This is a genomic window from Labilibaculum manganireducens (assembly GCF_963665805.2).
Lineage (GTDB): Bacteria > Bacteroidota > Bacteroidia > Bacteroidales > Marinifilaceae > Labilibaculum > Labilibaculum manganireducens.
In genome coordinates, this window is record NZ_CAXXEE010000003.1 from 4,837,724 (window position 1) to 4,861,780 (window position 24,057).

Sequence of the window (24,057 nt, forward strand, 5' to 3'; positions counted from 1 at the left end):
ATCTTTAGTAGTATTCTCTCTTACTCTTAAAACTCCTGTAAAACAGGACAACCTCTTGAAATAGTAACGCTGTTTTAATATTCTTAAAAATTACGAATTATGAAATTTGCCTGCATAGGAACATATCCCCCACGGGAATGTGGAATTGGCAGCTTCACAAGTGACCTGTATCATTCTATGGTGGGCGATATTACTCAGAATGAGAACGAAGGATTTATTATTGCCATGAAGAATTCGGATGAAGAATACTCATATCCGAAAGAAGTAAAACTAACTATTCAGCAGGAAAACAGAAATGAGTATATCGCTGCGGCAAAAAACATTAACAACAGCGGAGCTGATGTTTGTATTCTTCAACATGAATTTGGCATTTTTGGCGGACAAAGCGGTATATACATCCTTTCCCTGCTGTACAGACTTAAAATACATTTGGTGGTTACCCTTCATACCATTAGTAATACTCCGTCGTACACCCAAAAAGCCATTCTAAAGGAAATATGCAAAATGGCTAATGTGGTGGTGGTTATGAATCTAAAAGCGATTGATTTTCTCACGGATATATATGATGTTCCCAGAGAAAAAATTGCATTTATTGAACATGGAGTGCCGGACTTTCATTTTGATCAGAAAAAAGTAAAAAAAGAGTTCAAACTCGAAGAGAAAAAAATCCTTTTAACATTTGGTTTTTTGAGTCGAAATAAGGGCATTGAGGTAGCCATAAAAGCATTGCCAAAACTCGTTAAAAAGCATCCAAATATTATCTATCTGGTATTGGGAAAAATTCATCCAGGTGTTATGCGCTCTTCGGGCGATGAGTATTTGGTATATCTAAGGCAACTTATTAAAGATCTTATGCTTGAAGATCACGTAATAATACCAAACGAGTATGTTCCTCAGGAAGATTTATTTAAATATTTATATGCTTCTGATATTTATATAACACCCTATAACAACGAAGCTCAAATTACAAGCGGCACCTTGTCTTATGCAGTGGGTGCAGGTTCGGCCGTTATCTCGACCCCATACTGGCACGCCACCGAATTATTAGCCAACGGAGTAGGCCGCCTGTTTGATTTTCACAACTCGAACCAACTGACAGATATTTTGATTGAGCTGCTGGATGAGCCCGAGACCTTACATGCTTTGCGGAAAAATGCTTATGAGTTCGGGAGAAATCTAACGTGGCCTAAAACAGGAATTAAATACAATAACCTGATGTTTGATACACTGCAAGATGATATAGCAATAAAGGAGCAGTCATTTGATATTTTGAATATGCCCCCATTTTCGCTTAAACACATACACCGATTAACTGATGATACCGGAATTATACAACATGCTAAATTTAGTATCCCAAATTTAAAAGATGGTTACTGTTTAGATGATAACGCCAGAGCATTGTTAATGGCTTTGCTGGCCAACAAGGAAAAAAATAATTACAAGGCTCTCGAATTGTGCCCGATCTATTTGAGTTATATACAATATATGCAAAACGATGATGGAACATTTCGGAATTTCCTTGGCTTCGATCGTAATTTTCTTGATGAAGTTGGATCAGAAGATTCTTTTGGAAGAACCATTTGGGCTCTAGGTTATTTGCTTGGCAATGCCCCCGATTATTCATATTATCAATCCGGTGAATCCATTTTAAAAAAAGCAGTTCCTGTTTTCGATAAACTAAAATCAATTAGAAGTATTGCCAACACAATAATTGGAATCAGCTATTATTTGAAAAGAAATCCTGGCGATGATTCAATGACTGAGCTGTTAAGCCGTCTTTCAAATAAGCTGGTTGAAAGTTATGAAGCAAACAGTTCGGATGACTGGAGATGGTTTGAACCATTCTTAACCTATGACAATGCCATGTTGCCGCTTGCGTTGCTTCATGCTTCAGAAATACATAATGACGATAAAATTCGCAAAACGGCTTTCACTTCAATGGAATTTTTAATCAGTAAAACATTTACCAATGGATATTTATCGATAATTGGAAATGACGGCTGGTACAAAAAAAATGGGAAACGAGCTGTTTTTGCTCAGCAGCCACTTGATGCTATGGCAATGATATTACTATTTCAGCAAGCTTTTAAATTGACCAAAAACATAGAATATCTGAAAAAATTATTCAAAGCATACATGTGGTTTCACGGTGAGAATGATTTACGGATAAGTTTGTATGATGTTGAAACGAACGGTTGCTGCGATGGATTGGAAAGTTATGGTGTTAACCGCAATCAAGGTGCAGAAAGCACACTGGCTTATTTAATTTCACACCTAACTGTTCTGCAGGCGCATAAAGATTTCAAAAAGGCAAACTTCATAAAAAAAAGATCACATGGAAAAATTCAGCAGAATTTAATTAATTGAGGTGTTGCCGATAAAGTAATGTGTGCAGGCACCGCTGTTTTAGATCAACCAGTTACCCATTGTTTACACAAACCCAATAAGCACATGAAAACAGCTGTATTTATTGCATGGAGAACACCGCCAACAAAATACGGCCCGTGGGAACAGGTGGCTTCAAATATTGCCGAAGGACTTGTTGAAAAGGGAATTGATGTTAGCCTGTTTGCAACAGGAAACTCCAAAAACAAAAGGCAAATTGGAATTCGTATCGGCAACCGCTTGTTCCGGAATTAAAACAGTCCGGCAAATCAGTTTTTTTGGTGAATACAATTGATGAAGCTGAGCTTGCCGTTGGTTCGATAAAATGGATAAGCAGGGTGTATTGCAAAGAATAGGCAGAATCGAAATTTACTCAGGAAAAAATGATAGAAGGATATTTAGAAGTTTATCGAAAAATTTTAGAGAAGTAACCGCATTTTATTAAAAGCAATAAGGCAATACAAATGAAAAGAACAGAGGAAATCAGCAGACTCATTAGTCGGAAAACGATTAAAATCATGCGTGATTCGTCACGGGTAATTACCCGTGCACATGTACCAGGTGGCTTATCGCGTATCGATCATATCATCGACCGGGTTTTGAAGCTTAGCGATGATGAAGCAGGGAAATTAATGCAAACCATTTGTCATAAATTCAGCGACAGACACAAAGATATCGAACGGCAAATAACGGAACACTTTGATAATGTTTCGGAATTTTTGCCTCACGGCATCACAATAAGTAAAACGAAAAAAAAGATCATTGGAGCCTGTTTTACAATGGAGTACTCCATTGAATCGGCGGCTCTTTTCAATCCTTCAATGGTTCCTCATCCGGATCAAAGCAATTTACCCAAAGGCAGTCTCCGTTTTATAATGAGCCTGCGTGCAACAGGCGAAGGACATATTTCATCAATCGTTTTTCGAAGTGGTGTCATCAACAAAGACGATTCAATTCTTTTCGATCCGATCAGCGAGTTTGTTGAGACATCGAAAATGCGCCACAACCCGTTTTATGACAGCCATCTGTTTCGACTTAAATTGGAAGACTTAAATGCATGGGACGAAACAAGCAGCCGGGTAATGGAACAAATACCCGACCGGTTTACTTTTCAGGAGTTAAAAGTAAGTATTGGTGTACTTCACATGGATCCGGACTTTAGCTGTAACGATAAAGTAATTAACACTTTATTTTGGTTGGCTAATTCGAACTACAACATACAGTTTGATAAAAGCTGCGGAATTTCGGAGCGTGTAATATTTCCCTATTCTGAAAATGAAAACAGAGGTATTGAGGATGCCCGTTTTGTTCAATTTCACAACGACACAGACGAAAGCATATACTATGCAACCTACACGGCTTATAATGGAGTGAGTATCCTTCCGCAACTAATAGAAACAAAAGATTTTCTCAATTTTAATGTTATCACTTTAAATGGTAAGGCTGTGCAAAACAAAGGAATGGCATTATTTCCCCGCAAAATAAAAGGCAGATATGTAATGCTGTCACGTCAGGACGGAGAAAACAATCACATCATGTTTTCGGATCATCTGCATTTTTGGCAGGAGTCTAAAATTATACAAGAACCTTCAAAACCATGGGAATTTATACAAATAGGAAATTGCGGATCGCCCATTGAAATTGATGAAGGCTGGCTTGTGCTTACTCATGGTGTGGGGCCTATGCGTCAATACTCCATAGGTGCCATTCTACTCGATCTGGATGATCCTGCAAAAGTAATTGCACAACTTGAAGAACCATTGCTCACACCCAACGAAGAGGAACGTGAAGGTTATGTACCGAATGTTATCTATTCGTGCGGAGGCTTATTACGCAATCATAAATTAATTATTCCATATGCCATGTCTGATATATCATCGGGCATTGCAACTATCGATTTAAGCGACCTGCTCTCCTGCATGAAATTTCAAAAGCAAGAGGATAAACCCTAAATTCCTGAAGGGACGAGGCAATTAACATTCAGCGCTTTGATTCTCTTCTACCCCTAAATCCCTTAAAGGGGACTTCAAAAAAAACAGCGGCCTCTAACTTCTTCCTAAACCTCCTGCCGGTAAGCCCCTTTAGGAGTTTGGAGCAATTGACCTTCGGTTTGAAGTATTTACCACGTGGTTTTACTCAAGTTTGGTCGTCGGGAGCAGTTTGCCAACGGAAAAAATTACCTATTGGTGATCGAGAGGACATTGCCGCATGGTTTTGTTCAAATTTGATCGTCGGGAGCATTTTGCCGCGTGGTTTTACCCAAGTCTACTCGTCGGGAGCATTTTGCCGCATGGTTTCAGCCAATTTTAATCACTGAGAGTAGTTTTGCCAACAGAAATTCCTGTTTCCAATTTGCATGATGACAGTTTGCCAGCAAATTTTATGAAACCGATACAATCGTGCACAAGCGGGAGTATCTTTATCATCGATCCTCAAATTCCAATTTAACAAACCTATAATAATCAACTAAACAGACATTTTAATCTTTGAAATAACAAACACAAAAGCGCTTTGAGATCCAAAAATAAAAATCCTCGTAAGCTATGAACTTACAAGGATTTTATCGGTAGCCCCAACAGAACCCAAACTAAAAACATTTAAGACTTGAATATTAGCTATTTATGGGCTTTAAAATCTTTTAATGTACCCTTATTTGTCCCCCTTGAAAATTTTCATTGATTTAGGGCTTAAATTTTATTTTGAATACTTTCTGAATGATCTAACAATTTGATAATAACCATATCCAATAAATATACGTCCCAACAAATCAAATATACTTGCATAGGAATTTGGATTAAATCCAGCCATAAAATCAAATCGATGACCAGGGTATAAGAATTTACAAAAATGGGGTAAATATTCTTCTATAACATTACCGAACTCTGAGAAGCCAGACCATCCCCATTGAAAACTAATGCCAGAGAGGTTATATACATACAACATGAAAAACATCAAACCAATCCCCAAAGTAAATAGCACACCCCTTAGAGGATTTAAACCATGGTTATTTGAATAACCATTGAGATAAAAAATACATTTATCAACGCTATGAAAACCATTATTCTTATGAAAAATTAAATAGAAATCTCTAAAAGGATTTATAATCCATTTAAGTTTTTTGAATCTCCAATTATTCCATTTAGAACCTCTAATTCTATCAGTAATTGAAGAAAATTCGAGTTGTTGAAAATTTATTTTGCAGAATACATCTTCTAATTTTATCGCATTTTGTTTTAATAATCGTAATGTGTCTAATGGATCATATGCAGTATCTTCTTCGTTTTTAAAGTATTTTATATTTGAAGCCCATTTTACATGATGCCATCTAAAATTATTTAGAAAACTATCAAGCAGAATAAATCTCGTTCTACTTAAATCTAAATTTGATAAAATCAATTGTGAGACTTCACACCTTTTAAATATAATTGAATCCCGAATAGATGATGTTGAAATAAAAACAATACTGCTATCAAAGTTATTTTCAAATATAATTTCATGAAAAACACATTTTCGAACTGTTATATTAGACTTTGACCTGTTAGCAACAAAAATAAATTTTTTAAAATCTGCATCATGTAGAGTAAATTCCGTGTTATTTTTCTCTATAATACTCAATTCTCCAATTTCACAACTTACAATTTTTAAATTTCTATAATTAGTTTTAGTAATTAGAAACGTGTTTATTTCTGCTTGAGAGTGTATTTTCGCTATTGATACATTCCCCCAGAATTCACATTTTTTAATTACTCCTGACAATATAATTTCATTGATTTTATTCTCAAAAAAAAACAATCGATCTATATTAATAATTGAACTTTGACTTGAGAATATTCTAACATTATTAATCTCTGATTCATTAAACATTAAAAAGTTAATATTTCCACATTCTATATTTATAGACTCACATTTCTCAAGATTATCGATATATAGTTCATTAATGTTACCTTCAATTGTAAAATTCTCAAATGTGCAATTATCTATCCGTATATTCTTTTTAACACTACAACTAATAACCAGATCCTTAAAACTGCAATTATCGAATGATATATTTGACGGATAATCATCATCAATAACACAAAAATCAGTGATATTGAGATCTACTTTACGATCGCGTTTTTTTTAAATTATAACTTGTAATATCTTCTTTTGTCATCTTAATATTTATCGACTTATGAGCAACGGGTATATCTATAGTTGTGTTGCAGGTTACTAGTTATTTCCTGTCCAGTTTTTTTGAACCTAAAGAGGATTACAAGCCCTGATTTTAAGGTGAAAAGAGCAACTATCACGAGAGTATCTAAACTATTGTCTATTGGATTGTATTTCTTGAATTTTGTCATTAAGCTCTGATATTAATGGGAATAATTTATTAAGCATATATTTATCAAAATCTCGATCACTCCCATGCTTTCTTAATAATTGTTGAAAATCATCATTAATCTTATCAATACTAATGCCTTTGCGCTCAGATAATATCTCACCATTTTTTTTTAATTGCTTCTCATATTTATTCTGGAAAATATGAGAAGCATTATGTCTTCTATATTCAATGTAGTCTAATTCTTCACGTGTGAAAATAGATTTCATCTTATTCAAACTCGTTTCTATTGTATTATAGAAGTTTATTTTCTCAGTATTGGTACTGTTCTTAAGAGCCAACATGACATCATTTGTATAATTAAGGCCAGATGTAATTAGCTCATAAAATACAATGTGAAAAGTTCCGTGATATATCACATCATATTTCTTCATGAGTTCTTGTCCCATAAAAATAAACTTAGTCACCCATTGTGAAAATTGGTATTCTTGCACTAAAATTTTCAAACAATAATCTGCTTTGAACTTTTTATATTCTTGCTCTGTTAAATCCATAATTTAAGATCGTGATTAATTTACCTTTAAATACTCTCTCCAATATTTCATGTTAATCTCCCATAACAAATATGAGAGTGAAATTAACCCATTCTCATATAAGGAAAAGAAATCTTTCTCATAGTGAAATCCAAGAATCTCTTCTGACAAATCATCATCCCATTGATCTTTAGTAAGAGGATGATCTATATTTTGATTTATCTTTTCAAGGAAACTAAATAATCCATCGTTTTCAATTTGATTATCAATATCATCATTACTTACGATTTCGCCTTTGTCTATTAGCTGAAGAATAAATCTAAACTTATTCATCACATTACACTGTTTGTCTAAAATATCACTCATTATTAATATTTAAATTAACCTATAAAGTACTAAATAGTCAGGAACGAACAAAAATGGTTAAAAACATAACTATCAGCAATCTAACAAAAACGAATACTTGTAAACGGTATTTTTGGACGTCATATTTAATATAAATTTGAGAAAGTAAAGATTATTTAGCCTTAAGTAGACGTAGTTATCTCGATAACTGGATAAGCTAAATATTGAGCCAAGAAACAATGTATTTCTATTCGGGAATAAAAAACCACATCAGTTGATTAATTGGTGCACACGAGAATGAAACCTATAAATAAAGCTATTGTAAAGGGTTCTTAAGAGTTATTTATCCCAATCTCAGCGACTTTCTAACTAGATTACTTATACCGCTTCTATCCCAATCGTTTATCCTACTTAAACGATCTTTCTGATAGCAAAACAAATCAATTTGGTAGCTAAATAACGGAATGAAAATTAAGCGGGTTTTATGCAATCCTAAAAAACTTTCAGGATGAATCTATAAATTGTAAGGATTTGGCATATTTAGGCCGTCAACTAGGTGCAACATGCCTAAATTGCTTTCTAAGGAAATAATATTTTTTCGAGAAATTTGCTTGTTCAGAATGGGACTGAGACAGCATTAAAATAAAAATACCGATAATCATTTTATTATCAGTATTTTAGTAGCCCCAACAGGACTCGAACCTGTATCTAGTGTTTAGGAAACACTTGTTCTATCCCTTGAACTATGGGGCCAAAAGACATGCAAAAATATTCAAATCTTGCTAATCAACAAAACAATTGCAGAAAGCTTTTAAATAAATAAAAATTAGGTACAGATTATTCCTCTTCCAAGAACAGTTCATGGAGAACTGATAAGGACTTTAAATTGCTGAAACCATCGATTTGAAGGGCGTAAAAGTTCAAAATTGCGCGCAAAAGTACATTCACATCTTCTTTGCTCATTTTTAACTCCTTAACAAGATCAATTGAAGTAGAGAATAAAGAATAAAGCTTTCTGCTTAGGTCCTTTTCAAGACAATGCGCATGTGTCCTGTCTTCCTCCACAAAAAAGCCATTATCCATATCAAAAAAAGCTTTTCGATCCGACCAATTGAGTTGAGGGTAAAAACCAAGGAAGCGTGTCAGCTTACTTAAAAAATACAAATGAAATCGTCCAATAGATTCTTCAGTAAGATCAAGATAACGTATACTATTGTACAGAAATACAAATAGTTCCTGATTCTGTTCTTCCTCCCGAAGCACTTTAGAACACACTTCGGTAAGAAAGAGAACCATTGTGCTTTTGTAAACGTCAAAAACTAAATTGTTTAGATTCTCGCAAAGCCGAACCTCTTTTATCGACTGAATATTCTTTCCTTCTCGATGATAAACTTCCATTTCCAAAAGAAAAAACGGACGAAACAGGTTACTTTTCATACTTGATTTTTTGGATCTTCCACCTTTCACCATGTACGACTGACGACCAAACTTTTCGGTATACACCTGAACAATCAAGCTGGTTTCGCCATACTTAATCTGATTCAGAACAATTCCCTTGGTCTTATAAATCATCAGAATTTAATTTAATGAATGAATAGCAATTTAATCACCTTCGATTTAGATCCATCGGAATTGGAACAGAAAATAAGATATACGCCTGTATGAACTCGCGATCCATTGAAATTTTTTCCATCCCAAATGAACTGTCCTCCACCCGATTTTCCTTCCATCACCAAATTACCGCTAATATCAGTAATTTTTACAGTCGATTCTGCAATTAAACCGCTCACCACAACATCTCCGTGGTAGGTTTCCCGAACAGGATTCGGATAAACATAGAGATTGTTATACGATTCTGTTCCTGCTGTCACTGCACCTTTGTAAGAAACCATTCCCTTATCAGTCACAAAAAAGACTTCTCCTGTTCCTTGGTTTACCGATATTTTCTGAATTGTATTCGAAGGCAAAGGGCTGTTTTCATTTGTAAAGTGTGCCAATTGTTCATTTCCGTTCTCTGAAATCAGGAAAACGCCGGAATTCGCTGTTCCCAACCATTTTTGATTGGCTCCGTTCAAAGCAATTGTATTCACACTTTCCGTTCCTAACAAAAACTGAGTGGAACCATCAATGGTAATTATAGGCTGATAAGCAAAAAAGTTCCCTGTTCTGAAAATATTCCCCGGATTCGAATAAACAGCTATTCCGCTCGATGTTCCTACCCAAACATCCCCTTTCTCATCTTCAATTAAATCGTAAACCTTCGAACCAATGCTTGAATTGTTTTCATCCCGAACAAAGAAAGAAGCCAGCGCATCATCATCCGTATTGGAAAGAGTCTCATTCTCATTGAATGCGAAAAGAGCTTGTCCAGGCGAATTTAAAACCCATTTATCGCCATTTTTAAGACACACAATCTTTTGCATATCTGCCCGATTGGCTAAGGTCGAATAACTTAATGAAGTCCATTCTCCGGCAGTTGAAAGAATTTTTACCGGGGCAGAGGAACCTGCATCTAAAATCCAAAGCTTTCCATCCTCATCCGAATCCATTCCACTAATTCCTTTCGTGCCAAGCGGTGAATTTTCAAAATTCCAGTTGGCCTGATATTCCCTGTCTTTAAATACAAATATTCCATCGCCCCAGCTGGCTGCGTAAATTAGCGATTGATCTCTTTTATTGTTTGTGAGTCTCAACAAATCAGACTTGTTGCTGAACGAAGGGATATTTTCATTTGAATAATTAGTCCATTTCTGATTTTCGAACAAAAACAATTCGGCTTTCTCTCCTGAACCATCATAAGAAGCTGTTACATCTCCGGCCACAGCCCACGTTTGTTCTGCTGCCGAAAAAATATTGGATATATTGCGACTCTGCGGACCATCCGGTTTAATTTGATTCGGACTGCTCCCAATTATCTCCTGCAGTGATTTCTGATAATCAGCAACAAATGTTCGTCCATCAACAACCAAAGCATCGTGCATTTCAGTAATACCCGAGTATTGCAAAACTTCGTTTTCAATCCCGTTCGAATTAAAAATCCGGATTTTGTCGGCTTGTATTACCCAAAGGCTATTGTTGATATTTTGAATAGAATAAATACGATCAAAACTTCCGGAAAAGTTAGACCAGATGCCACTGCGGTAACTATACAACTCACTTGCTGTTTCGGACACAAAACGACTTACAATCACATCACCATCAATAACTTCCAGATGTCCGCATTTTCTTTGATATTCAGGAATACCCTGCTCTTGCTCCCAATTATTAAAATCGGCCAAATTACCCGAAGATAAATCTGCTTTAAAAATGCCTTGATCAGTTGCCGCCCATATTGCAGATGAATTTATTTTGATGTCATTAACAACTAACTTTTCACCTCCTGCACCAATAAAATAGGTATCAGCGACTTCCATTTTATCCAAATTAATAACCACTATTCCAAAATCAGTTCCCAAATAGACAAGCTTACCCTTTGCAGTCATTGAATTGATGGACTTGTTCTCCACCAAGTTGAAATTTTTGATATCTGAAATACTATGAATGTTTCCATCTGAAATTACATCCAAATTTCCGCTTTCATATCCAATCAAAAGACTTTGAGAACTTTCTAACCAAGCGACTGCTGAAATTTCCGATTCCGACAAGCCTTTTGTTTTACTGTAAGCTGCTATTTCATTATCGCTTAAGGAATAAGAAAACAAACCCGACTCAGTCAGGCAATACAAATTTTCACCACCAGTAATCAGGCTTTTCGCTTTTTGATATGGCAAATGTTCCCTCCATTCACCAATCTTTATCTGGCTTTGAGCACTCAAAGCAAAAATGACGAATAAAAAAGAGTAAACATATCGGATTCGCAGCTTCATACAATACTTTTATTAGCAAGAAAGTATACTTGAAATTTTTAATTAAAAGAGCAGACTTTATCTCTTATGGCTCAACAGATAATCTACCAGTTTACGCACAGCCAAACCTCTGTGGCTGATTTTGTTTTTCTCTGTCATATCCATCTCGGCAAATGAAATATCATATCCCTCCGGTTCAAAAATTGGATCGTAACCAAAACCATCAATTCCACGTTCTTTTTCAAGGATATTTCCTTCAACTATACCTTCAAACTGAATCTCCTTACCATCAATTAATAAAGAAATTACCGTTCTAAATCTTGATTTTCTATTTTCGACTCCTTTTAGGTTCTCAAGAACCTTTTTCATGTTGGATTTAGCATCCCGTTCTTCACCTGCATACCGGGCAGAATAAACACCTGGTTCATTATTTAATGATTCTATTTCCAATCCCGTATCATCGGCAAAGCAATTCACATTAAATTTATTGAAAATATACTGAGCTTTTTGACTTGCATTTTCTTCGAGAGTTTCATGATCTTCCGGAATCTCTTCGTCACAATTAATATCTGCCAGACTTAACAATTCTATTTCTTCTCCTAAAAGATTTTGCAGTTCTTTTAGTTTGTTTTGGTTATTGGTTGCAAAAACAAGCTTCATATTTACTTCTTTATCAATTCAAGGATATAAAAAAACAACGGTCATACAACCGTTGTTCAAATATATAAATTTCAAATTCATACTTTAATAAAAACTGCCGTATTTAGCCAGATCAGTTCTCGGATTCACACACATTACAGGAATATGAGCTGAATTGGCAATCACAAACTGCTCATGTGCTCCTAACATATAGTCCTGAAACGATATGTTCTTGGTAGTCATGATTAAAATGATATCTGCATCAATTTTTTTCGCAAAATCGACTGTCTCCATTGCAAAATCATTGCCACCATCAGCTGTATCAATTTCATAATCGATACCTCTGTTTTCCAAATACTTTTTCGCAAAAACAAGATTTGCCTTTGTTCTCTGAAGCATTTGACCTTCAGGAATCTTAGGAGTAATAATCCTCATTTTTGCTTTAAAGAATTTACCTAAAAATTCAGCCCAGCTTAATTTCTCCTTATTTTCCTTTTTAAAGTCGACAGGCAATACTACCGATGAATATTTCTTTTGAACAGGAGGAGCCTGCACCACAACAAAAGGTACGCGTGACCCGACAATAACCTTCAGCGCCCAGCTACCGGTAAGTTTTTGCATTCCTTTAATACCATGAGTACCCATAAGCACCAACATGGAATTCATTTCTTTAGCAATATCATTAATCGATGTAAAAATACTACCCTCGCGAACAATCACCTCAGGGCGAACTCCCCTCTCTTTTTCGATTTGCATAACTGCTTCGGCCATTTTTGCATTGGCTTCATCAAGCTGAGAACCTTTTTTGACAATGTGCAGTAATGTAACATTTGCATCAACATTTTCAGCAAATATCAAAGCGTGTTCCAATGCGTACTCTGCGACAGTCGAAAAATCCCACGCCACAAGTATTGATCTCTTAGTGTTTTCCATAGTTTATAGTAAAAGAGGATAGTCGTAAATAGTTTTAACATAACCGTGTTACAATTTAGCCATTTTCTACTAAACTAGCAAATTTTAACCAAGTCTGATATTATTCCGTATTAATTTAAGCTTAAGACGATTATTTAAAAATTCTTGGCTATTTTTATTACCATTGTTTACCGTGTATTTTAATTTCCAGCTAATGATTCAAATCTCTCTTAATGTAATGTTTTTATATTCAGTTAATTACATATCAGGATTACTTATAACTTTAAGGGAAAATGCGTTGAATTTTATTTCTGAGAACATGATTGTATTAGCTGTTTTACAGCTATTTCTTCTTGCTTTGATGTATTTATGGTACAAAAGAAAACTTAAAAAACAGAAAAAAGAGATTGAAAATGAATTTTACGATAAAAATCAAGAGATAATTCTGCAAAAAGACAAAGCGGAAAAACTTCTTTCCAACCTATTGCCTCAACAAACAGCAGAAGAATTACAATCAACCGGAAAAGTAAGCTCCAGAAGATTCCGGATGGTTACCGTTTTGTTCTCGGATATTCATGGATTCACAAAAATTGTTGAACAAATGAATCCCGAAGATCTGATTGATGAGTTAGACAAGTTTTTTATGCACTTCGATACAATCGTAGAGAAATTCAATATCGAAAAAATAAAAACAGTTGGTGATGCCTACATGTGTGCCGGCGGTATTCCCAATAAAAACAGAACAAACCCTATTGAGGTAATTTTGGCTGCTATGGAGATTCAGCAATACATGAAAAGTATGAAAATAAACTCTAAAGCAGGTAAAAAAGGCATTTGGGGATTGCGGATTGGAGTTCATACAGGTCCTGTAATTGCAGGTGTTGTTGGTACTAAAAAGGTAAGTTACGATATTTGGGGCGACACTGTAAATACGGCCAGCAGAATGGAGTCGTCAGGATCGGTTAGCGAAATAAATATTTCGGGCATGACCTATATGCTCATTAAAGATTTCTTTATCTGCGAATACAGAGGTAGGATGCCTGTGAAATACAAAGGAAATATTGATATGTACTTTGTTAAAGGATTCAAGCCCAACATGTCAGGCGATTTAAAAGGATTGGTTCCTAACCAGCATTTCCAGACTCAGTTTCAGATGCTTCGCTATGATGATTTGGAAGAAGCCATTCTTACCAAACTGGAAAATGAGCTGCCCAAGAACCTTTACTATCACAATTTAAAACATACTATTGATGTTATTACCGAAGTTGAAATAATTGGCCGGAAAGAGGGGCTTTCCGATGCTGAAATGCTTATTATTAAGACTGCCGCATTGTTTCATGACACCGGTTTTATTCTTTCCTATAATGAACATGAAGAGTGCAGTGTAAAAATGGCACGGCACATACTTCCAAAATATTCCTATTCTGAGCAGCAAATCAATGAAATTTCCAATCTGATCATGCATACCAAATTTCCGCCACAGCCTAAAACAAATCTGGAAATGATTATCTGTGACGCTGATTTGGATTACCTTGGTCGTACCGACTTTATTCCTGTTTCGGGTAATCTGTATCGGGAGCTAAAAGAGCATGGTAAAATTAAAAGCATTGATGACTGGAACCGTCTTCAGATAAAATTTATTGAAAATCATCAATATTTTACCGAAACTGCCCGCAACATGAGAGATGTAAATAAAATACGACAGCTCGATAAACTTCGGGAATTGATCTAATTAATTTTCTTCTTTTCAGACATATTGATTATAAATTACAATCAAAAAAGCCTTTTTTGTTTTCGATTTAATTGCTTTTCCCCTTAAAAAACGTAAATTTAATAGTGCGATACTCCTTGAGTATTTCATCAAATAAAACCATTTTAAAAAGGGGAAATAATGATTACAAATCTTGAAGACATTCTTTCTGATAGTGCGAAAAGCATGAAACGATCTGTTATCAGAGAATTGTTAAAGTTGACACAGAAACCGGAAATTATCTCTTTTGCCGGGGGACTTCCTGCTCCCAACACCTTTCCTATCGAAGAATTAAAACAAATAAGCAATGAAGTTTTAGAAGAAGATGGAGATGCCGCCCTGCAATATGGAGCTACCGAAGGAGATACAAAACTTCGTGAAATTTTAACTGAAAGATATCAGAAGCAAGGATTATCTATCTCTTCAGATAATCTGGTGATTCTTACCTCTTCTCAGCAAGGACTCGACTTGGCAGGTAAAATTTTTCTGAACCGAGGAGATCATTTTATTTGCGGATTACCTAGCTATCTGGGTGGACTGGGTGCCTTTTCGAGCTACGGAGCCACTCCCGTCGGAATCAAATTCGATGAATTTGGAATGCGTTCCGATTTATTAGAGAAAACTCTGGCAAAAATGCTGGAAGAAGGTGAACTACCAAAATTCATATATGTAATTCCTGATTTTCAAAACCCTGCAGGAATCACAATGCCTGAATTCAGAAGACTTGAAATCATTACAATAGCTAAAAAATACAATATCCTTATAATTGAAGATAGTCCCTACAGAGAATTACGATTCGAAGGAAAAGATCAGAAAATGATGTTCGAGCTTGATAATTCGGGACATGTAATTGCACTTGGAACCTTCTCTAAAATATTCGTTCCCGGATTTAGAATTGGCTGGGTAATCGCTCATGAGGCAATCATCGACAAATTTGTAAAAGCAAAACAATCTACAGATTTGTGCACGTCTCCTTTTGTTCAAAAAATTGCGGCTAAATATCTTGAAAAAGGACTGTTTGATAAGAATTTAAAAACTATAATTGAGATGTATCACCGCAAACGTGATGTTATGCTTAACGCTTTCGAAGAATTTATGCCGAAAGGTGTTACCTGGACAAAACCTGAGGGTGGTTTGTTTCTTTTTCTTAACTTACCGGAAAATATGGATGCCCAAGATCTGTTCGAAATTGCCATTCAGAAAAATGTTGCCTTTGTATTGGGATCTGCCTTTCACTGCGATGGCAGTGGAAAGAATACAATGAGAATTAACTTTTCGTATGTTGATGAAGAGCGCAGTAGAATTGGAGTGCAGCGTTTGGCTGAATCAATTAAAATGTTGATGAATAACAAAGTGAATGCGTAACCGTTTGATCTTTTTTGAAAGATTAAACACTTTTTTATAATAATTATAAATCCTAAATTCTCACCTTACAATGAGAAAAGAGGGAGTTCTAAATTAGAACTCCCTCTTTGTATAAAATCTGGAATAAAGCCATTTGCATTGCTTAGAATTCGATAATTGTATTCCAGTTGTGTTTGTCTTCAACAGTTCCGTACTGAATTCCACGAAGTGTATTATATAATTTAAAGCTGGTCTCTCCGGCCTCATCACCATAAAAATAGTCAACCTTATTATCGGCATCAACAATTTTACGAATTGGAGAAATTACAGCTGCTGTACCACAAGCACCTGCCTCGGTAAAATCAGCTAATTCTTCAACCGTAACTTTTCTACGCTCAACAGTCATTCCCATATCTTCGGCAATCTGGCACAAACTTTTGTTTGTAATTGATGGCAAAATAGAGTTCGATTTTGGAGTTACGTAAGTGTTGTCCTTTATTCCGAAGAAGTTGGCCGGACCACATTCGTCGATGTATTTTTTTTCTTTTGCATCCAAAAATAATACAGCCGAAAATCCTTCTTTGTGCGCGCGGGTTCCTCCTCTTAACGAAGAAGCATAGTTACCACCAACTTTAATGGTTCCTGTTCCTTGTGGAGCCGCACGATCGTATTCACGATAGATTACGTAATCAGTTGGTTTGAATCCTTCTTTAAAGTAAGGACCAACCGGCATTACAAATATGGCAAACGTATATTCAGGAGCTGGATTTACACCTACCTGCGCTCCATTTCCGAAAAGTACCGGACGGATATATAAAGAGGCTCCCGATTCGTATGGCGGAATCCATCTCTCGTTTAATTTGATGGTTTTAATTACTGCTTCTTCGAATAAATCGACAGGCATTTCAGCCATCATGATGCCATGAGATGACGATTGCATACGTTTCGCATTTTCGTCAATACGAAATACTCTCACTTTCCCATCAGGACCTTTAAACGCCTTTAAACCTTCGAATGCCTGCTGTCCGTAATGCAAACCGGTAGCTGCAATGTGCACATTTACCTGATCTGAAGAAGAAATTTCCAATTCTCCCCATTTTCCATCACGAAAGTGACAACGAACATTGTAATCGGTTTTAGTATAACCGAAACCAAATTGTTTCCAGTCTATGTTTTCCATCTTTAATTAAGAATTTTACGATTAGTAAAGAATATATAGTTGTGTTTATTGTTTTTAATCTTCTACTGAAATTTCAATCAAGTAACCGTTGTGTTTCCTGATATTAAGAACTTTTCCGTCTTCAAAGATAAGATATTGTCCTTTAATTCCTTTCAAAATTCCCGAGTATTCTTTCTCCTTTTCGAACCCAAAACTAACTATCTTTTCCGGTTGCGAACTCATAGGATAAATCATTTCAAACACCTCATCCTCATCAGAAATATATTGCTGCAATTCAGGATGCAATAAGCCTCCGGCTTTTTTCTTTTCGGATAATAAATCAACGCCTTCAGTGTGTTCCAACTTTAGCATTGCACGCCAGTTGGTTTTATCCGAGAAATGGTCTTTTAGAGCTACTTCAATAATACCGGCAATGTGACGATTGGGCGTTTTTGCCAATTTAACGGCTTTGCTCGCTCCCTGATCCATCCAACGGGTAGGCACCTGCGATTCCCGGGTAACTCCCACTTTCAGATTTCCGGAGTAAGCCAGATACACAAAATGAGGTTGAAGTGAATTCTTTTTTGCCCATTCCATATCGCGGGAAATTCCCAAATAGGAAAGATCCAGCTCCGGACGAAGAATACTTTCATCAGTCTGCGGAAGCGTAGTAAAACAAGAATAGCAATATCCCTGCGAGAAAGATGTCTTCGTTTTCTTTCCACAATGAATACAATTGATCTGTCCTAAATAAGTAAATTTTAACCTCTTACCTATCAAAAGATTCATTTGAACTACATCTTCGCCTATTGGCAGCTGATACTCAACGATCTCTTTAAGATCAGTTCTCATTTTTCTGATGTTTCCCTGCTTCTGCATTCAATTCTCTATTTATAAATTCTCTTGAATCACTTTCATCATATGCTCGAGTTCTTCCTGACTAAAGCCAACTCCCTGCCATACAATTTTACCTGTTTTATCAACAATAAAGTTACGGGGAATGTACTGACTCGCAAATTTAGCATACACCTCCCGTTTAGGATCGGGAGCGATAGGAAATGTAAAGCCTTTTTTCTCGTTGAATGCTTCCAATTGTTCCTTTGTGTGCTCTCGTCCAATAGAAACCATTGCAAAATTTTCATTTTTAAATTTAGGCCACAACTGACTTTCAACTTCCGGCAGTTCTTTCATGCAGGGTCCACACCAGGTAGCAAAAAAGTTAACCAAAACAACCTTACCCTTTAAATCACTGATAGCAAATTCTTTTCCATCCAGAGTAAGAACCGAAAAATTGGGCACCTGATCGCCGGTTTTTACCAGTGATCCTTGTTGATCCTGTGCAAAAAGATTTGCTGTAGCAACAATGGCCAATAGTGTAATGAATATTTTTTTCATGTGTTTATAATTGTAAGTTTTTGTCACATGGAACTTACCATGCCGGGATAATCATCTTCCTGTGTGCCATAATTACCTGGCATGGACGTTTCATGTTTGATTTTGTTTACATCAATACTATATTCTTTCTTATTCCGTCGCGAATAACGATATCTCATCTGTTTAAATAAAACCGCGCGACAGTTTACAACTATTACAATCACACAGGGCATTGCCCTGTGCTATATTACTTGTCCCTTTCAGGGCAAATTTTCAAACTCTTCAAAACGTTATTGACTTCAGACTTTAGACTCTCTACTGAATTAAGTCGTTGGTCACCTCTACAATCTTATACAATTTATCCGACCGGCGAATCATTGTATCCATTGAAATGGAAAAGCTATCGCCTTTAACGGCTTTTTCGACTGATTTCAGATCAACCCGAATTTCTTTTACGGTTGTTTCAATTACTCCGGTTGTTGGCCCGGTTATCAAAATCTGATCACCCACCTTTAATTCCTGCGATTCCAATAAAAATTCTGCCACTTTAATCTTGGCAAAGTAATTGGTTCCCTTACCAATCAACATCTTGCGCTTGGTTGCCCGGTTGCCGTACTCCTCACTCCATTCTCCAATCTTTTGTCCGAGATAATAACCATCCCAAAAACCACGATTAAAAACTGTTGCCAGATTCTCCATCCATTGGTCGATTTTATCACGGGTATAAGCACCTTCCAAATACGCATCAACAGCTTCGTTATAATTTGAAACCACTGTTTTTACATATTCCGGAGAGCGGGCCCGGCCTTCAAATTTCAAGACACGAACTCCTGCATCGAGCATTTTATTTAGAAAACCAATGGTGCACAAATCTTTTGGCGACATGATGTATTCATTATCGATCTCCAGCTGATTTCCAGATTCTTTTTCGGTAACTGTATAGGCTTTTCGGCATGTTTGCATGCAGGCACCACGATTCGCCGATGAATTTTTCTCATGCAGACTCAAATAGCATTTTCCTGAAACTGCCATACACAATGCTCCGTGGGCAAACATTTCAATCTGAATCAACTCCCCTTTTGGCCCGCGGATTTCCTCATCAACAATTTGCTTGTAGATAGCTGCTACCTGATTCAAATTCAATTCCCGAGCCAGAACTACCACATCGGCAAACTGAGCATAAAACTTCACTGCCTCGATGTTGGTAATGTTGCATTGGGTGGAAATGTGAACTTCCACATCAATTGTTCGGGCATACATGATTGCAGAAACATCGGCAGCAATAATTGCTGTTACGCCACCTTCTTTTGCCGCATCTACAATTTTGTGCATTACTTTGATATCATGATCGAACAAAACAGTGTTCACCGTTAGGTACGATTTGATATTGTTCTCCTGACAAATAGAAGCAATATTGTGCAAATCTTCGATGGTAAAGTTGTTCGAAGATCTTGATCTCATATTCAACTGCTCAATGCCAAAATAGATAGAATTGGCTCCTCCCTGTATGGCAGCCATCAATGATTCGTACGAACCAACCGGCGCCATTAATTCAATTTCACTTCTATTCATCTAAAAAATCCCCTTATCTGGAAAAATAAAAAATTCACTATTTAGAATGATTTCTGCTTTTTCAGGCAAAAACACCTTCTTTCTGATACTCAGCAAAAGTACTCTTTATGAGCCATTCCTGCAAAATAAATAGAACATCAAAATTGTTTTGGGTTAGCAATTAAGGCTGGTTTCCGCGAATCAATTTTATGTATTAAAAAGCATCCATTTTCTAATCCGCAAAAAAACCCACTCGCAAGAGTGGGCTCATCTAGTAAATTAGGTTCTGCTAAAAATTGAATACTGTTATTCCAAATCCTATAATCAATAATAGGAAGAATGTCTTTTCCATTTTTGATTGTAAAATATTCAATCTTATTGAAGATCTCACAATAAAGGTCATTATTTCATATTTCAATTATAAAAATATAGCAAATGGATAACCTAACCAGTTACTCTGATTATCCTTGAACATTACTTCACTTGTAGTCTTATTATTCAAATTCGCTTTGAACATTCTTTCTGTTCCATCAATATAATCACTATCATATTCTAAAAAGAAAACAATTTCATTTCCTGTTTTACAATAGCAAGCATTAGCATACCACTCTTCACCATCCTCAAATTGAATAAATAATTCATCTGTTCCTTTTTCAAGATCAATTTTCAAAAGACTTTCCTTGTTATTATCAGAACTGACACAAAAAACCTGATCCTCACCATTAGTAATTATACGGCATAAGTGTTTAGGGTAGTTTAAAGAAATCATTTTTACCGTTTTCTCTGAAAAATTCAAACTCATCAATTTATAATCATCACCATCACTTTTTCCATTTAGAAACAGCATCTTCTTTCCACCATCATAAATATCAGCACCATAAGGCATATATCCTTCAACCGTTGCTAGTAATTCAAGTTTCTTTGCGTCCATATCCACCTTATTAATAGTTGAGTATAAACCTTTATCTGTCGTAGATTCATATTTCTTCACAAGATAAACTTCACTAATACCATCCGAGATTACATCTAGATCCTCAAGCTCATCAATTTTTCCAAAGTCATATTCTTTAAGTTCCTTTGTTTCAACATTGATTTTAAGAATTTTGTATTGATCCACAGGATACTCAGGACGAACTGCAACCAATAATTCTTTCGTCTTGCTCAAATAACATAACGAAGTATACATCATGTCTACATCATTTGCAATCTTAGGTAACTCCATAAAAGGTGTTTCTTCTCCCGATACCGGATCAATGGTCACGATAAAATCACCGCCATTATCGCATATGCTTTTCATAAGAAACATCTTTTCTTCCAACACCTTAAAAACACCAAAATCAATACTTTTTTCATCGACTGCTACAGAAAGGATTCCTGTTTTAGCTTCTTTGGGAAGAATAAGCTTAAGCTGAGAAGCTGTTGCTTCTGCAACAGGAATAATCAGGTCATTCAATTTTACCAGGTTTTCTTCTTTTACAGTGCTGAATCCTTCACCCGTAATTATCAACTCATCGCCTGCTTTGGCTTCAGTAACATTAAGTTTTCCTGCTACCAATTCAATTGTATCATCACTATCGGAACAAGAGAGGTTAAGTGCTCCTGCCAAGCACATCATTAAAAATAATTTTATTTTCATAAGTTTCTTTTGTAAAAGTTAAAAAGCCTATTCTTTTGAATAAACTATGTTTTTTTAAACATTCACGAATGTAAAATAATTTGCTTAACATTAGTAACTTAACAAGCTGAAATAATACTGTTTATAATGAATTTAAGAAATGATAAACACTGCGATATAAACACAACTATTTATTTAACAGACGAATAGCCTCATCGTAGGAATATGGCAACTTTTTGTTCAGCACTTTCCCATTTCTGTCAACCAGAAAGAAAACGGGAATAGCCCGGGTAAATATCCCAGCCTTCGGAAAGGTTTTTTCCAACAGGAACTGAATGCCCAAATTCTGGAACACACCTTTGTCGGGACCAGTGAAATCGAGAAACCAGGAATTTATTTGTAAGCCCGAAGCGGAAACTAAAGAATCAACTTCTTCTTTGTTTTTACTTGCTGCAATTAGCAGTATCTGATATTCGGAAGTATCGATAGTTTCCTGAAGTCTGGGCAGCGTTTCGGCCAATGTTTTGCGGCAGCCACTGCACCATGTGGTCCAAACATATACCAAGGTTTTATCCTTTTGGGAAATGAGTTGGCTTAGTTTTTTGGAATTGATCATCCGCCCCTTTTCGGCAGAGTTTGAGCAGGATAATGTGATAAGGAATAAACAAATGGCTAGTAAGTATCTCATGGCAAGTGTTTTTGTAAAGCAGAAGATACAAATTTTATTATTGTCTTTGTTTAAATTACAACACGATTCAATCGTGTGGCCACGGGGAGTTAACCCACAGTACCTATTGGGCAGTTCCTGCCACACGAACGCTTAGTTGTTATGGGCTGGGTTTGTTATTCAAAAAAATCTGAGTAAGCGGCATTACTATCAAAATATTGTTTTGGTGTGAATCCAGTATGAATTTTAAATTCATTAATGAAATGTGCTTGGTCGTAATGTCCGCTTTCATAAGCTAAATCTGTTATATTTAGATTTTCATTCCTGCTTTTCAAATATAATGACAGTTGCAATCTTACTGTTCTTAAATATTTCTTAGGTGTTGTACCTATTAAATAAGAGAACTTTCTTTCAAATTGCTTTCTACTAAGGCAAGTTTCAGAAGCAAGATTTTCGATTGAAACTTTACCTTGCGACAGCCTGATCATATTTATTGCGTGATTAATCCTCGCAAATTCAAACCTATTATACTCTTCCTTTAGTAATTCAATGAAATAGCTTTCTATGATTTGAATTCTTTTTTCAAAAGAGTGTTCATTTGTCAACTTTGACAAAATTTCTTGCTCTAATTTTTCGTTCAGGTATTTTAATGGAATGCTCTCATTATACAACTCGGTTAACGGCAATCGAAAAAAAACCATTAATCCTTGTGGTTGAAATACAATTGAAAAAACTGACAATTTATTTTCAATTTGCAAATCATAAAATCCTTTCTGGTGTCCGCTTAGTATGAGATTGTCTTCAAAATCATTTTTGTACCCAATGATTTTAGGTCTATTACCCAGATACAATGTCAATTCTGGCAAACCACTAGGAATTACTCGCTGAATATGATGTTCTCCATTGAGCAAAACATTCTCAATACACCAATATTGTTTAATGTATGGCTGCAAAATTTGTGACGGTTTTGCTATTTCTATTGACATATACATTGCAATTTTAAAGAGGATGTCCGAAAAAGTAAAGTTTCACTCGAAAACGTCATGTTGAGCGAAGTTGAAACATCTGTTTTTCAAAGATAAAGATTCTTCGACAAGCTCAGAATGACAATAAGATTGAACTTTTTGGACATCCTCTGTTTAATCTATTTACCGTAAATGCCGATTTTGTTACCTTCTATATCGATGCAAATAGCAAAATAATCTCGTCCTTCTACTTCAATTTTTGTTTTGGGCTGTAAAACTTTTCCGCCATTGGTTTCAATCCTTTGAATTGTTGTTTCAATATTGTCAGGTGCAGTAAAGCTGACCATCACGCCATTTTCAGACGGTTTGAAATTCGGAGCATAGCTAATAGCTCCTTCATCATTAGGAAAACAAGCCATTTTTTCTTGTCCAAAATCAACTTTCGGTAAATTAAGTTTAAACACAGTATTGTAAAATTTTACAGCTCTGTCGAAATCAACTGAGGGTATCTCTACCCATGAAATTAACTTTTGCATTTTGATTGTTTTTTAATTTGAAATTAATATTATCTCTGCAAAAGTAAGTTCTCATTCATTCGCAAAATTGGAGAAATGAGACATCTTTGGGTTATGCTGTTCAACCTTGCCCAGAACGT

Annotated in this window: 21 protein-coding genes and 1 tRNA gene; 5 read left to right on the forward strand and 17 right to left on the reverse strand. The window is 35.7% G+C overall.

Features of this window, described 5'->3' with window-relative positions:
- Positions 1-99 precede the first annotated feature (99 nt).
- The 3 genes from ACHZAX_RS19095 (at position 100) to ACHZAX_RS19105 (ending at position 4,337) form a co-directional block, all read left to right on the forward strand.
- Complete coding sequence (locus ACHZAX_RS19095) at positions 100-2,367, forward strand: glycosyltransferase family 4 protein (RefSeq protein ID WP_320020200.1); 2,268 nt, start codon at positions 100-102, stop codon at positions 2,365-2,367.
- An 84-nt stretch (positions 2,368-2,451) separates the two neighbouring features.
- Positions 2,452-2,640 carry a hypothetical protein gene (locus ACHZAX_RS19100; RefSeq protein WP_218973076.1) on the forward strand — a complete coding sequence of 63 codons (189 nt, stop codon included), beginning with the start codon at positions 2,452-2,454 and terminating at the stop codon, positions 2,638-2,640.
- Between the two features lie 209 nt (positions 2,641-2,849).
- A complete protein-coding gene (locus ACHZAX_RS19105) occupies positions 2,850-4,337 on the forward strand; it encodes a glycoside hydrolase family 130 protein (RefSeq protein WP_320020201.1) in 1,488 nt (495 codons plus the stop codon).
- Between the two features lie 742 nt (positions 4,338-5,079).
- Here ACHZAX_RS19105 and ACHZAX_RS19110 read toward each other — a convergent pair.
- The 8 genes from ACHZAX_RS19110 to ACHZAX_RS19145 all read right to left on the reverse strand — a co-directional run bounded on the left by ACHZAX_RS19110 (position 5,080) and on the right by ACHZAX_RS19145 (position 12,998).
- Positions 5,080-6,249, reverse strand: coding sequence for a hypothetical protein (locus ACHZAX_RS19110; RefSeq protein ID WP_320020202.1), 1,170 nt, complete (start codon positions 6,247-6,249; stop codon positions 5,080-5,082).
- A 438-nt stretch (positions 6,250-6,687) separates the two neighbouring features.
- Positions 6,688-7,257 (reverse strand): hypothetical protein, encoded by a 570-nt coding sequence (locus tag ACHZAX_RS19115; protein ID WP_320020203.1) that lies wholly within the window; start codon positions 7,255-7,257, stop codon positions 6,688-6,690.
- Between the two features lie 15 nt (positions 7,258-7,272).
- Positions 7,273-7,569: a hypothetical protein gene (locus ACHZAX_RS19120; protein WP_320020204.1), complete on the reverse strand. Its 297-nt coding sequence runs from the start codon at positions 7,567-7,569 to the stop codon at positions 7,273-7,275.
- A 693-nt stretch (positions 7,570-8,262) separates the two neighbouring features.
- A tRNA-Arg gene (locus tag ACHZAX_RS19125) sits at positions 8,263-8,334 on the reverse strand.
- A gap of 84 nt (positions 8,335-8,418) precedes the next feature.
- Positions 8,419-9,153, reverse strand: coding sequence for a DNA repair protein RecO (recO, locus tag ACHZAX_RS19130; protein WP_320020205.1), 735 nt, complete (start codon positions 9,151-9,153; stop codon positions 8,419-8,421).
- A gap of 11 nt (positions 9,154-9,164) precedes the next feature.
- A complete protein-coding gene (gene porZ, locus ACHZAX_RS19135) occupies positions 9,165-11,447 on the reverse strand; it encodes a type IX secretion system anionic LPS delivery protein PorZ (protein ID WP_320020206.1) in 2,283 nt (760 codons plus the stop codon).
- 57 nt (positions 11,448-11,504) lie between these two features.
- Positions 11,505-12,086 carry a non-canonical purine NTP diphosphatase gene (locus tag ACHZAX_RS19140; RefSeq protein ID WP_320020207.1) on the reverse strand — a complete coding sequence of 194 codons (582 nt, stop codon included), beginning with the start codon at positions 12,084-12,086 and terminating at the stop codon, positions 11,505-11,507.
- A gap of 84 nt (positions 12,087-12,170) precedes the next feature.
- Positions 12,171-12,998 carry a universal stress protein gene (locus ACHZAX_RS19145; protein WP_320020208.1) on the reverse strand — a complete coding sequence of 276 codons (828 nt, stop codon included), beginning with the start codon at positions 12,996-12,998 and terminating at the stop codon, positions 12,171-12,173.
- Positions 12,999-13,191: 193 nt separating this feature from the next.
- On the opposite strand from ACHZAX_RS19145, the gene ACHZAX_RS19150 reads away from it, so the two are divergent.
- Both ACHZAX_RS19150 and ACHZAX_RS19155 read left to right on the forward strand, forming a co-directional pair.
- Positions 13,192-14,709: an adenylate/guanylate cyclase domain-containing protein gene (locus ACHZAX_RS19150; RefSeq protein WP_320020209.1), complete on the forward strand. Its 1,518-nt coding sequence runs from the start codon at positions 13,192-13,194 to the stop codon at positions 14,707-14,709.
- Between the two features lie 159 nt (positions 14,710-14,868).
- A complete protein-coding gene (locus ACHZAX_RS19155; protein ID WP_320020210.1) occupies positions 14,869-16,092 on the forward strand; it encodes an aminotransferase-like domain-containing protein in 1,224 nt (407 codons plus the stop codon).
- Positions 16,093-16,234: 142 nt separating this feature from the next.
- On the opposite strand, the gene ACHZAX_RS19160 is transcribed toward ACHZAX_RS19155, so the two are convergent.
- From ACHZAX_RS19160 to ACHZAX_RS19200, 9 genes are all read right to left on the reverse strand, one after another.
- Positions 16,235-17,251 (reverse strand): branched-chain amino acid aminotransferase, encoded by a 1,017-nt coding sequence (locus ACHZAX_RS19160; RefSeq protein ID WP_320020211.1) that lies wholly within the window; start codon positions 17,249-17,251, stop codon positions 16,235-16,237.
- A 54-nt stretch (positions 17,252-17,305) separates the two neighbouring features.
- The gene (locus ACHZAX_RS19165; protein WP_320020212.1) at positions 17,306-18,109 is read right to left on the reverse strand and encodes a DUF2797 domain-containing protein; all 804 of its coding nucleotides are present in this window, start codon (positions 18,107-18,109) and stop codon (positions 17,306-17,308) included.
- 12 nt (positions 18,110-18,121) lie between these two features.
- Complete coding sequence (locus ACHZAX_RS19170; RefSeq protein WP_320020213.1) at positions 18,122-18,625, reverse strand: peroxiredoxin family protein; 504 nt, start codon at positions 18,623-18,625, stop codon at positions 18,122-18,124.
- A 23-nt stretch (positions 18,626-18,648) separates the two neighbouring features.
- Positions 18,649-18,783, reverse strand: a complete 135-nt coding sequence (locus ACHZAX_RS19175) for a hypothetical protein (RefSeq protein WP_281256426.1) — start codon at positions 18,781-18,783, stop codon at positions 18,649-18,651.
- A 136-nt stretch (positions 18,784-18,919) separates the two neighbouring features.
- A complete protein-coding gene (locus ACHZAX_RS19180) occupies positions 18,920-20,176 on the reverse strand; it encodes a peptidase U32 family protein (protein WP_320020214.1) in 1,257 nt (418 codons plus the stop codon).
- Between the two features lie 397 nt (positions 20,177-20,573).
- Positions 20,574-21,791: a hypothetical protein gene (locus tag ACHZAX_RS19185; RefSeq protein WP_320020215.1), complete on the reverse strand. Its 1,218-nt coding sequence runs from the start codon at positions 21,789-21,791 to the stop codon at positions 20,574-20,576.
- A 166-nt stretch (positions 21,792-21,957) separates the two neighbouring features.
- Positions 21,958-22,458: a redoxin family protein gene (locus ACHZAX_RS19190; protein ID WP_320020216.1), complete on the reverse strand. Its 501-nt coding sequence runs from the start codon at positions 22,456-22,458 to the stop codon at positions 21,958-21,960.
- A gap of 155 nt (positions 22,459-22,613) precedes the next feature.
- The gene (locus tag ACHZAX_RS19195; RefSeq protein ID WP_320020217.1) at positions 22,614-23,423 is read right to left on the reverse strand and encodes an AraC family transcriptional regulator; all 810 of its coding nucleotides are present in this window, start codon (positions 23,421-23,423) and stop codon (positions 22,614-22,616) included.
- Between the two features lie 158 nt (positions 23,424-23,581).
- The gene (locus tag ACHZAX_RS19200; protein WP_320020218.1) at positions 23,582-23,938 is read right to left on the reverse strand and encodes a VOC family protein; all 357 of its coding nucleotides are present in this window, start codon (positions 23,936-23,938) and stop codon (positions 23,582-23,584) included.
- Between the last annotated feature and the right edge of the window lie 119 nt (positions 23,939-24,057).